At 35.2% G+C, this 12,826-nt stretch carries 9 protein-coding genes; 7 read left to right on the top strand and 2 right to left on the bottom strand.

What is annotated here, in order from left to right:
- Positions 1-2: 2 nt before the first annotated feature.
- From EQG63_RS03105 to EQG63_RS03095, 3 genes are read left to right on the top strand one after another with little or no spacing between them, the layout of a single operon-like run.
- Positions 3-986, top strand: coding sequence for a UDP-glucuronic acid decarboxylase family protein (locus EQG63_RS03105; protein ID WP_129434296.1), 984 nt, complete (start codon positions 3-5; stop codon positions 984-986).
- 5 nt (positions 987-991) lie between these two features.
- Entirely contained in the window at positions 992-2,350 is a 1,359-nt protein-coding gene (locus tag EQG63_RS03100) for an undecaprenyl-phosphate glucose phosphotransferase (RefSeq protein ID WP_129434294.1), read from the top strand.
- On the top strand, positions 2,351-3,124 hold the full coding sequence (locus EQG63_RS03095) for a glycosyltransferase family 2 protein (protein WP_129434292.1): 774 nt from the start codon (positions 2,351-2,353) through the stop codon (positions 3,122-3,124).
- Here EQG63_RS03095 and EQG63_RS03090 read toward each other — a convergent pair.
- Both EQG63_RS03090 and EQG63_RS03085 read right to left on the bottom strand, forming a co-directional pair.
- Positions 3,090-4,418 carry a phenylacetate--CoA ligase family protein gene (locus EQG63_RS03090; RefSeq protein WP_129434290.1) on the bottom strand — a complete coding sequence of 443 codons (1,329 nt, stop codon included), beginning with the start codon at positions 4,416-4,418 and terminating at the stop codon, positions 3,090-3,092. The two genes, EQG63_RS03095 and EQG63_RS03090, sit on opposite strands and share 35 nt — an antisense overlap.
- Positions 4,418-5,287: a hypothetical protein gene (locus EQG63_RS03085; protein WP_129434288.1), complete on the bottom strand. Its 870-nt coding sequence runs from the start codon at positions 5,285-5,287 to the stop codon at positions 4,418-4,420. Before EQG63_RS03085 ends, EQG63_RS03090 begins: the two co-directional genes overlap by 1 nt.
- 123 nt (positions 5,288-5,410) lie before the next feature.
- Between EQG63_RS03085 and purD the strand changes: the two genes are divergently transcribed.
- The 4 genes from purD (at position 5,411) to EQG63_RS03065 (ending at position 12,826) form a co-directional block, all read left to right on the top strand.
- Positions 5,411-6,700: a phosphoribosylamine--glycine ligase gene (gene purD, locus EQG63_RS03080; RefSeq protein WP_129434286.1), complete on the top strand. Its 1,290-nt coding sequence runs from the start codon at positions 5,411-5,413 to the stop codon at positions 6,698-6,700.
- Between the two features lie 80 nt (positions 6,701-6,780).
- Positions 6,781-9,738, top strand: a complete 2,958-nt coding sequence (locus tag EQG63_RS03075) for a sensor histidine kinase (RefSeq protein ID WP_129434284.1) — start codon at positions 6,781-6,783, stop codon at positions 9,736-9,738.
- A 1-nt stretch (position 9,739) separates the two neighbouring features.
- Positions 9,740-10,492: a LytR/AlgR family response regulator transcription factor gene (locus EQG63_RS03070; RefSeq protein WP_129434282.1), complete on the top strand. Its 753-nt coding sequence runs from the start codon at positions 9,740-9,742 to the stop codon at positions 10,490-10,492.
- 93 nt (positions 10,493-10,585) lie between these two features.
- On the top strand, positions 10,586-12,826 hold the full coding sequence (locus EQG63_RS03065) for a choice-of-anchor Q domain-containing protein (protein WP_129434280.1): 2,241 nt from the start codon (positions 10,586-10,588) through the stop codon (positions 12,824-12,826).

Below are 12,826 nucleotides of genomic sequence, written 5' to 3'. Positions count from 1 at the left end.
GTATGAAAAGAATTTTAATCACTGGAGCAGCAGGATTTTTAGGATCGCATTTGTGTGATCGTTTTATCAAAGAAGGTTACCATGTAATCGGAATGGATAATTTGATTACAGGCGATTTAAAAAACATCGAGCACTTGTTTAAATTGGAAAATTTTGAATTTTATCATCATGATGTTTCCAAATTTGTACACGTTCCAGGCGATTTAGATTATATCTTACATTTTGCTTCACCAGCGAGTCCAATCGATTATTTAAAAATTCCAATTCAAACCCTAAAAGTAGGTTCGTTAGGAACGCATAATTTATTAGGATTAGCCCGTGTTAAAAAGGCGCGAATTCTGATTGCCTCGACTTCAGAAGTTTATGGTGACCCAATGGTGCACCCACAAACGGAAGATTATTTCGGAAATGTGAATACCATCGGACCAAGAGGGGTGTATGACGAAGCGAAACGTTTTCAAGAGTCCATCACTATGGCTTACCACCGTTTCCATGGACTAGAAACCCGTATTGTTCGTATTTTTAATACCTATGGACCAAGAATGCGTCTGAACGACGGACGTGTAATTCCAGCTTTTATTGGACAAGCTTTACGTGGGGAAGATTTGACCATTTTTGGTGACGGAATGCAAACCCGCTCGTTTTGTTATGTTGACGACCAAGTAGAAGGTATTTATCGTTTATTACTTTCAGATTATGTGTATCCGGTAAACATTGGAAATCCAGACGAAATTACCATTAAAGATTTCGCCGAAGAAATCATCAAGTTAACGGGAACCAATCAGAAAATTGTGTACCATCCATTACCTGAAAACGATCCGTTACAGCGTCAACCGAATACGACAAGAGCCAAAGAAATTTTAGGCTGGGAGGCTAAAGTGTCCCGTAGCGAAGGCATGAAGTTAACCTATGAGTATTTCAAATCGCTTTCTTCGGAAGAGTTATTAAAAGAAGAGCACAAAGATTTTAAAGATTATATAAAATAAGATAAATGTCTAAAGGCAGGTATTCTAAATACATTAGACCCATTAGTATTGCTTTGGACTTTTTAGTCCTGACTGTTTTGGTGAAAATATTTTTGAATGATTTTGCCCAAAAGACCAATCTTTTTATTGTGTATCAATTGTTTTCTTGGACGGTAATCGCCTATTTTACTGCTTTTTATGAGGTATACCGCTTTACAAAACCCGCAGAAATTTTATCCAAATTAGTCAAGCAGTTTATACTTTTTACACTGGTTGTTATTGCTTATTTTTCGGTTGTAAGGGAAATAATTACCAGTTTTAGAACACTATTATACTTTATAGGTTTTGCCTTTTTATACATCACTTTATTCAAAGGCTTACTGTTTTATTACTTAAAAAAATACCGTATCATTTTAGGTGGAAATTATCGTAATGCCATCATTATCGGCTATTCCGAAAGCGCAAAAAACCTGCAAAATTTATTTGATACCCGACACGATTATGGCTATCGTTTTAAAGGTTTTTTCTCCGATAAAATTACAAATGATTCCATTGTTGGTAAGGTACATGAAATAGAAGATTTTGTAATCAAAAATAAAATTGATGACATTTATTGTGTCCTAAAAGAACTCGATGAAGAGCAAATGAAAAAATTGGTTGAATTTGCCGATTACCATCAGTGTACTATCAAATTTATACCCGAAGCCGACGAGATTTATTCCAAAAATTTAGTAGTCGATTATTACGAATTTTTCCCAATATTATCCTTAAAAAGATCACCGCTTAATGAATTATTAAACAAAGCCGTTAAGCGTTCGTTTGACGTTTTCTTTTCTTTTTTAATCATTGTTTTGATCCTTTCTTGGTTAATTCCGTTAATTGCCATTTTGATTAAATTAGAATCCAAAGGGCCTATATTTTTCAAGCAAGGACGACCAGGCCTAAATCAAGATGAATTTTTCTGTTACAAGTTTCGTTCCATGCGATTGAATAGTAAAACAGAAGAAATGACCACTAAAAACGATCCAAGAGTGACCCAAATTGGAAGCTTTTTGCGTCGTACCAGTTTAGATGAAATGCCGCAATTTTTTAATGTGCTTTTCGGTGACATGTCTATCGTGGGACCAAGACCCCATTTGTGGAGTCACAACAACGAATACCAAAAGAAAATTAAAAAATACAATGTCCGACTACATGTGCGACCAGGAATTACCGGTCTTGCTCAGGTTAAAGGGTATCGAGGCGAAATTGAAACCGATGACGAAATGGTCAACCGTATAAAATTTGATGTGTTTTATATTGAAAATTGGTCCTTTTTTCTCGACATTAAAATCATTGCCCTTACCGTGATTAATATTTTTAAAGGGCAAGAAAAAGCGTATTAAATGAGCGAACTGGTTTCCATAATTACTCCGACCTACAATTCTGCAAAATACATTTCCGAAGCCATTCAATCGGTACAAAAACAAACGTACCGAAATTGGGAAATGCTTATTGTCGACGATTGTTCGTCAGACAATACGATAGCTATCGTAGAACAGTTTATGGAAGACGACCACCGCATTCATTTACTCAAACTGAATAAAAATTCGGGTGCTGGAGTAGCGCGTAACAGTGCGATTACTGAGGCTAAAGGGAAATACATTTCGTTTCTAGATTCGGATGACCTTTGGAAGCCAGAAAAACTCTCGAAGCAAATCGAATTTATGAAGGCCAACAATATTCCGTTTACATTCTCATTTTATGACTGTATAAATGAAGACGGAAAATCATTGAACATACGAGTGGAAGCGCCCAAAAAACTCAGTTATATCAAATTGTTCTTTTGTAATTTTGTAGGGAATCTCACGGGGATTTACGATACGGATTATTTTGGTAAAATAGCGATATCATCCATACGAAAAAGACAAGATTGGATGGTTTGGCTTTCTATTGTGAAGAAGATAAAAGTGGCACAGCCCATTCCGGAAAGTTTGGCGTATTATAGGGTTCGAAAAGATTCGATTTCAGCATCAAAAATAAAATTACTAAAGCATAATTATACGGTTTACCGAAAATTTCATCGTTTCAATGTGCTGGTTTCTTTGGCGTGTATGATGGGCTTTTTATTTACGCAATTGCTTGTCAAACCAAGGTTTGTGAAGACAATAACGACTTAAACTGTTTCAATTTTCCGCGATTGCTTCTTTCCAACGAACGTTTTCTTGTAAAAGTAAAATTCAAATTGGGCTCTAAATACAATGCAATGGCCGATTCAATTTTGCCAATTTGTTCGGAAGTGAGCTCTTTTTCACTGACATAATCAATTTCGAAAGCATCTATTTTGGTTTGCTTGATGATAAATTCTTTTACATTTCCATCGTCTTCAATAATACTTTTGGTCACATAATAAAAGGTCAGTCCAGGGGATTTCTTTCCGCTCGGAAGTAGGGCAATGTCATTGGTGCGACCAATTAATCGTTTTAATATCGGCTTTTGTAAGGTGCTTCTTTCATCCAATATCCCAATATCCCCAATATCATATCGAATAAACGGATGGGCTTTGTTGAATAACGAAGTTATCACGACACGACCTTCTTTTCCGTACGGCAAAACAGTATTGTTTTCATCCACAATTTCTACATACAAGGTTTCGGCATTCACTTGCCATTCGTCGTTTGGATTTTGAAACGCAATCAAATCCAGTTCGGAAGCACCATATTCATTCACTACCGGGATTCCAAATTGTTTTTCGAGCAGTATTTTATCTTCCTCAAAAAGCATTTCAGAAGTGACCATGCAAACTCTGAGCGTTGGACAAATATCTTTTAAAACAATGTTTTTCGATTGTAAAAATTTCGCAAATAACACAATGGAACTGGTATACCCGTTGATGTAATCAAAGCGTTTTTTTCGGAATTTCTGCACTACTTTTTCCAGTACTTCATCCGACAAATCAAAAATAGTAAACCGATAACGATGGCTTAGAAAATCTTTGATGCGTTCCTTTTTATTGCCAATAAAGTCTAACGGAATGCCATAAAAACGCGCTTGAAGTGAGCGATTAAAATCAATTTTATACCATCCAAATCGGTAAATATTGGAAGCCCAAGTCAAGGCATGCGCATATTTGTCTTTGGCAAAAACAAAAGGATCACCACTAGAACCCGAAGTTTTATTCACGTAGATGGATTTGATAGTATAGTTTTTGGAAATTCGTTCTACCAGCGGTTTTTGAAAATCTTTTTTCTGCATGATGGGCACTTCTTCCCAATTTTCAACAGCAGATTTACCTACAAAATCTTGGTAATACGGATTGTGTTGCAAGTGAAAAGCAACAATTTCTTTTTTCTTAGTTTCGATGAAAAGGCGGTGTTTTTCTTCCGACAAAGAGACGATTTTATCCAACTCAGCTTTGGCTTTCTTCATTTGAAAACCATTTAATTTTAGCGTTAAATCGAATAATTTGATCATTATACTTTTAAAACAATATTAATATTTCCGGCCGTTAATTCTTGATCGGAATAGTTTTTATAATCGTCGTGAATATTCAGTTTTTTGAACAAGTCGAAATTAGGTGTTCCTTCTTTTGTGGAATCGGAAGTAAGATAAACAATTTCATATCCTAAGGATTTAAAAATGTCGAGATATTGCGGTAATCGCAATCGGTTGTGGTAATCAAATTTGGTTTGAATAGCATCCCATTCTTTTGGACTGTATTTTAAAAAATCTTGTAAGGATAAAGACCTGTCGGTGTAAGCGCGATGATCGCTTGGAGAAATAAAATGCACGATATATGATCCTTTTTCAAGAGAGGATTTGAATTTTTGGTGCATCTCCAAAATGTCTTCGGGTGTCACATGTTCCAAAACAAATCTAGAAAAAATGATATCAACCTTAGGAATATCAGCCTTTATAATATTTTGTGAGGGAAAATAATGTACGCCTTCCGGAAGACTATAGGCATTGTTTTTTACAGGAACGATTGTTTGATTGAATTCAGTTGAAAACACGGAGTTAAAGTGTTCAATCGATTTTTTCTGATAATGGGTATTCAAATCATACGTGAATACATTTTTGGTTTTGCCTTTATACAGAAAAAAATAAGGCATAATAGGCAACCAACCCGAACCAATTTCAATAACAGAACGGTCTTTAATTTGTATGTTTAATTTTTCGCAAATTTGAATGAAGGTCGTAAAAGTTTCCTCACTGCTTTTTATTTTTACAGATAGGTTTTTATTTTCAGAAAAATTCTGGAGAAAATGATACAGATGCATTCCCGCATTAGCCGGCAAAACACTCAAAAATTTAAAGATTGACGTCTTTATTTTATGATTCATACACTTATTTTTACCAAAAATAACAAAACATACGTCACGTTCTCACTAATTTTTACCGAATCTCTTTTGGTAAACCGCAAAACAAGTTATTTTTGCACCACAAAACAACAACAACACAACACCATGACAATTTTACTTTTAGGTTCAGGAGGAAGAGAACACGCTTTGGCTTGGAAAATGCTGCAAAGTGATAGATGCCAACAACTTTTTGTGGCACCCGGAAATGCAGGAACTGCAACCATCGCCACCAATGTTAACCTTAATATTCTTGATTTTGCATCGATCAAATCATTTGTGCTAGAGAACAACGTTTCTATGGTAGTGGTAGGACCAGAAGATCCTTTAGTTCATGGTATTTATGATTACTTCAAAAAGGATTCCGAGATCAATACCATCCCTGTAATTGGGCCCTCAAAAGTGGGCGCACAATTGGAAGGAAGTAAAGAATTTGCCAAAGAATTTTTGGTCAAACATAACATTCCAACAGCTGCGTACGATAGTTTTACGAAAGAAACAGTAGAAGCGGGATGTGCATTTTTAACGACACTTCAACCTCCTTATGTTTTAAAAGCAGACGGATTAGCAGCCGGAAAGGGAGTTTTAATTTTACAGGATTTGGCCGAAGCACAACAAGAACTTAGAAACATGTTGGTGGATGCAAAATTTGGGGAAGCTTCTTCCAAAGTGGTCATTGAAGAGTTTCTAGACGGAATAGAATTGAGTTGTTTCGTTTTAACTGATGGAAAATCGTATAAAATTTTACCAACGGCCAAAGATTACAAACGAATTGGAGATGGAGATACTGGACTGAATACGGGTGGAATGGGTGCTGTGTCACCCGTGCCGTTTGCCGATGCAGTTTTGATGGAAAAAATAGAAACCCGAATTGTGAAGCCTACCGTGGAAGGCTTGCAAAAAGACGGAATTGAATACAAAGGATTCGTTTTTATTGGTTTAATCAATGTGAAAGGCGAACCGATGGTCATTGAATACAATGTCCGCATGGGTGATCCCGAAACAGAAGTAGTCATGCCAAGAGTGAAATCGGATTTGGTGGAATTATTTCAAGCGGTCGGCGCTCAAAAACTGGATGAGGTGACTTTAGAAATTGACGAAAGAAGTGCTACTACCATCATTATCGCTTCGGGTGGATATCCTGAAGACTATGAAAAAGGTAAAGTGATTTCGGGTATCGAAAAGGTGACCGATTCGATTGTTTTTCATGCCGGAACCAAAGAAGAAAACGGAGCAATTGTCACCAATGGAGGGCGTGTACTAGCGATTACGTCGTACGGGAATGATTTCCAAGAAGCTGTACAAAAATCATACGAAAGTATAGCTAAAATTCAGTTTGACCAGATGTATTTCAGAAAAGACATTGGCAAGGATTTAGCTTCGTTAGTTAAGGCTTAAAAGTCGGTTTTAGAAAAAAAATCAAGCTTTTCAACAATAATAAAGAAATAGTAAGTGGGTTTCTCTTAATTTTACCCTAAATGAAGAGAAAATTATTTTTACTATTTCTTTTTTTGTTTGCTGGAGTCGCTCATTCTCAGCAACCCATTGCTATTCAATTAACCGAAAAGGACCAGCTTCCGGATAATGAATTTTATGACATTCTAGAAGCCAAAGACGGAATCATTTGGTTGGCTGCCGATAAAGGATTATTTCGATATAATGGAAAACATTTCATAAACTATTCCCATCCTAAAAAAAGAGGTCTTTCGGTATTTGGGCTTTTTCAAGACGAGAATAACAAAATTTGGTGTAATAATATTTCGGGACAATTTTTTTATGTTTCGAAAAACAAACTGGAATTATTTATCGATTTGAAAGATGATTTAAAAGGACAACTTCCGGAGTTCTTGGTGCATCATAACTTTCTTTTTGTGTTTTTTGAAAAAGGGGTCTACAAAATCAACCTACAAACCAAGCAAAAAACTTTACTCAAAGACACTTCCAATGCAAGTTTTTATTATGGATCTCCTGTAAAGCAAAAGGAAACCTTATTTTTCGCGTTGTTAAATTCAATCAAAAAAATTGAAAACAATGCCATTGTCAATGAATTTACATTTAAAAAAGACAGAAGCCTTCCAAAAAACAACACCTTTTTAGCGTTTAACGATTGTCTTTTTTACAGTTCTTTGTTTGAAGAGCAGCAGCATTTTTATTTGAAAAAGAAGGGCTCCTTTCAAGAAATTAAAGTGCCTACAGAATTAGCTAATACACCCATAATTAGAACACTTTTCATCGACAACCATTTTTGGTTTTGCACGAATGAAGGAGTATATGTAGCGACGCTCATTGATACAGTTTTTACGATTCAGCACCATTATTTAAAAGAAGAAACGTGTAGTAAAGTCATTAAAGATAGTAATAATAATTATTGGATTACGACAACCAATAACGGGGTATTTGTATTGCCTAACATTGCGATTCAGAAACTAGAAATCAATAAAGACTTTGGTTTAATCAAAAATTTAAAAACAGTCAATAATTATGTTTTCTTTTCCACAATAAAAGGGGTTATTGGAATTTTAAATACGGTCAATAATTCGTTGTCTACTTTTCCGCTTCCCACCGAAGATGAAATTTCTGCGTTGGTGTATGAACCAAGAAAAAAACTATTGTTTATTAGTCAAAAAAACAATTCCTTTATTTGGAACTTATCTGAAGCAACCATACAAAAATGTAACTCGTTTATAGCTTCAAAAGATTTGTTTTATGACGAATCCGGCATTTTATTAAACACTGGTTTTGATAGAGCTAATAGCACTGCCAGTCCATTTCGAAATTATAATGAAAGTGCGATTGTAACCACAAAGTCACCTGTTTTTAAAACTGGAGAAGTGACTTTTCCAACCCAAAACCTACGAATGAAACGCGCTTACACGTGTTTTATCGATGCTAATACCAAAAACAAATACGTTGGGTTTGTAGATGATTTAATTTGCTTTGATAAAACGGAAAAAGAATTGGTCATTACGTTTAATGGCCAATCTATTTTTGCCATCGATATGGCGCAAACCAAAGATCAAATCCTTTGGGTTTCGACATTTGAAAACGGAATTATTGGGATTAAAAATAATAAGGCCTTCATCAATTTAAATAGGTCAAATGGATTATTGTCGAATCAGACAGGAAAATTGAAAAGTGATGAAAACGACTTATGGATTAGTTCCGATAAAGGCATTCAGAAATACAACACCAGTACAAAAACATTTCAAAACATTAGTGCTATTGATGGTTTTGATAACTATGATATTACGGATATCGAGATCATAAAGGACCAGCTCTATCTTTCGTCAAACAAAGGACTTTTTATAATCGATACAAAAGCCTGTTTTAAAAAAAATGTAGCACCCACGATATACTTTACCGATTTTACGATACAGGACAAATCGGTAGCGCTTCTTTCCAATTATAACTTAGCCTATGATAAAAATGCTATTAAAATTGCTTTTAATGTAAACGGATTTAAATCGTCGGAAAATAGTAACTACGTGTATCGATTACATGGTTTTGATGATAAATGGTCAGTCCTTGAAAACGGAATCGATTTTGTGCGATTTTCAAGTCTGCCCCCAGGGAATTATGTGTTTGAAGTCAAAGCAAAATACTTGAACGGCATCTCTTCCCAACCCATTCGATTAACCTTTACGATTCAAAAGCCGTTTTGGCAAACGTGGTGGTTTTACGTAGTTTCATCATTGGTCGTTTTAGTTGGTTTTTGGATGTATTTTAAAAGAAGATTCACAAGACTTGAAAACGAAAAGACGATTCTGTTGGAAAAAGCACAGGTCGATAAAGAGCTAATTTTTTATCAGTTGGAAAATTTGCGTTCCCAAATGAATCCGCATTTTATTTTTAATGCTTTAAATTCTATTCAAGAATATATTGTGACCAATGAAAAAGCCAATGCAAGCGTGTATTTGGTAAAGTTTTCGAAACTCATTCGGTTGTATTTGGAGCATAGTCGCGAAAGTGAAGTCCTTTTGGAAGAAGAAATAAAAGCGCTTCAATTTTATCTTGAATTAGAAAAAGATCGTTTTGAAGACACTTTAAATTTTACGATTTACAAAGAAGAAAATATCAATGCCAAAACCACAAAAGTACCTTCATTATTTATTCAACCGTATGTAGAGAATGCCATAAAACACGGATTATTACACAAAAAGGAGAATCGAAATGTAAGTATTTCTTTTACGCAGAATACCCATAAAAATGAACTTATTTGTGTCGTGGAAGACAACGGAGTGGGTCGCCAAGCATCGGCAGAAATCAATAAAAATAGAAGAGAATACCATAAATCGTTTGCCACTTCCGCCAATCAAAAAAGAGTGGAATTGATCAACAAAACGAGAACCAAAAAAATAAGTGTAAGTACCCAAGACTTGGTTGACGAAAATCAGACTGCTACGGGAACTAAAATAATTATAAACATTCCATTGTAAGATGAAAGTGGTAATCATAGACGACGAGAACAAAGCCAGAAAACTAATCGCTGCATTATTAAATGAAGAGTACAACGATACCTTTACGATTTATGAAGCCGAAGATTTAGTTTCCGGTTGCCAACTCATAAAAGAAATACAACCCGACATTGTCTTTTTGGATATTGAAATGCCCAATCATTCTGGATTGCAAATTGCCGAATTTTTAGCGCCTAATGAATTGAATTTTCAATTGATTTTTATCACCGCGTATAACGAATATGCCGTACAAGCGTTTAAACTTTCTGCGGTGGATTATTTGTTAAAACCCATAGATATTTCAGAATTTAAAAGCGCTGTTGAAAAAGCCAAACAGAATATTCAAAAAGGCAATATTAGTCATAAATTAGACGATCTTAAAAAGGTGTTCAATCAATTGTCTTTAAATAAAATGGTTTTGGAAGTTCCGAAAGGCGTTTTGTTTGTCTCTCACGATGATATTATTGCTTTTGAAGCCGATGGTATGTATACCAAAGTATTTATGCAAGACAATTCGACACAATTAATATGCAAACCTTTGAAACATTTTGTGGAACAGCTGGAAAACAAACCTATTTTCTATAAACCACATCGTTCCTATTTGATTAATTTAAAATTCATGAAGGAGCTTTCCAAAAAAGACGGTTATCATATTATCATGGAAAATAACAAAACCATTCCAGTGGCTAAAGAAAAAAAAGACGAATTTTTAGCCTTAATACAATCTATGTTTTAACGGTTTAGAAAAAAATACAAGCATTTCAGAAAAAAGTACTGTAGCCTGTATTCTATAAGTAGGAGATTTGCCTCAAACAAACATCCTTGTCTTATGAAAAAACTATTACTTTTTATCCTTTTAATTCCGGCATGTCTTGAATTACAAGCGCAAATTCCAACTGCAGGATTGATTAAAGATTACAAATTTACCAATGGTGCTTTAACCAGTGATGTGATGCCTTCTCTACAAGCGGGAACTACAACTTTGGCCCCAACAGGCTCAGCAAGAACTATCATAACAGATAGAAATAGTATTGCAAATAACGCTATTTCACTAAATGGCGACTCTTTTGTAGCGGGAGGTACCAATGCGGCATCTGTAAATAATTACACCATAAGTTTTTGGGTAAAGACTACAGTTAATGAAAGTCCCAAACGATACATTTTTGACCAACACAATACCGCTACAAATCCAGCAGGTTTTAGTATAGCGTTAAAAGATGGAAAAATTTATTTCAACGGACAAAGTAGCTGGAGTTCTACATCCGTTTCTGGAAATAGTGGTGTGCGCCAAGTAATTAGTCCTGTAATCAATGACGGACAATGGCATCATATTGTTTGCTCATTAAGCACCAATAGTTCTTTTGTGTATGGCGGGGCATTTACAAGCTACACTTTAGTTTTTACTTATTCTATGTTTGTAGATAATGTATCCATTCCTGGCGATTCCGAAACAGATTATCCAGCAATGCTAACTAGCGAATCGCACACTATTAGATCAATTACACCAACCAAACAATTGGTAATCGGGAAAAGTCCAAGTGGGTCGTATTTGGATTACCAAGATAGTATTGACCAAATTCGCTATTATGAAAGAGCATTAACACCTGGTGAAATCGATGTTTTATTCAATGAAGACAAACCTAATGTGCCAATTTATGTGAAAGCAAATGCAACTGGAGCAAACAACGGTACTTCTTGGGCCGATGCTTATACCAGTTTAGATGCCGCCATTACTGCATCTACATCTGTAAATGAAATATGGGTAGCGGCAGGCACATATAAACCTGCAGGTACTGCTAGAACTTCTACTTTCTCGTTAAAATATGGTACTAAACTATATGGTGGTTTTGCTGGAAATGAAACGTTATTAAGTGAAAGAAATCCAAAAAACAATACTACCATTTTAAGTGGAGACATTAACGGGAATGACAACACAACCATAAATGCAACAGAAGCCACTAGACAAGAAAATGCCTATCATGTACTAACAGTAAGGGGTAATTTAAGAGATATTTTGATTGATGGATTTACTATTGCTGGAGGAAATGCAAATGGTCCTACACTTACGACAGGCACAGCTTCCGCGCAATATTATCATACTCGTGGTGGAGCCATTTACATCAATCCATACACGATGAGTGATTATGCCTATGTGAAAATCAAAAACTGTATTTTAGAAAATAATTCAGGATCCGACACCGGTGTGGCAGCTGCGTATTATGCAAGTGGTGTTAACTTTCAAAGCTTTAAATTGGATTTTGATTCATCGATAGTAAGAAATAATTTCTCTGGTACGAATTCGCAAATCTTAATTGGTGGAGCGAATGGGTTTAACTGGGTTGGCAATAGTGAAATCAAGAATTGTTTGTTTTATAACAATACTTCCACTTCAGGAGCTTCCACTTTATATTTAAGTGCCAGTACAACCAACGGAGGCAATCAAAACGGAATCAATGTTGATGTAATCAACTCAACTTTTTCAAATAATGTGGGTGTCTCAGGAAATGTAATCAAAACGGATAATGGCTCGAACACGCGATTTAAAAATTGTATAATTTATGGAAATGGAAGCAACACCCCTTTTGTAATTGCAGGAACTTTGGGAGGGCCTTCGTTACAAAGTACTATTTCTCAAGGAGGTCAAATAAGTGGTATTAATTCAAATCCACTTCTTAATAATGATTACACACTTCAATCGGGTTCACCGGCCATTGATGCAGGAAATAATACTTTAATCGTAACAGGTATGTCTTATGATTTAAATGGAAATGCTAGAGTTGTGAACACAACAGTAGATATGGGCGCTTACGAATATGATTTGGCTTTAGCAACCAACGATTTTACTGCTTTTTCAGATTTTATAATCTATCCGAATCCAAGTAATAGTATAGTAACGGTTAGCAATGCAGAAAATATCGAATCGATTGAAATTATTTCTTTAGAAGGAAGAACTCTAAAATCAGTTTCAGGAACCACAATCGATATTGCAGAACTTTCTAACGGAATTTATATAATGCAGGTAAAAACGACCGAAGGGAAAATGGGAACTAAAAAAATCATTAAAAATTAG

The sequence above is a fragment of the Flavobacterium amnicola genome (assembly GCF_004122165.1).
Lineage (GTDB): Bacteria > Bacteroidota > Bacteroidia > Flavobacteriales > Flavobacteriaceae > Flavobacterium > Flavobacterium amnicola.
Note: the sequence above shows the minus strand (reverse complement) of the source record. Positions and strands in the feature narration are given on the sequence as shown.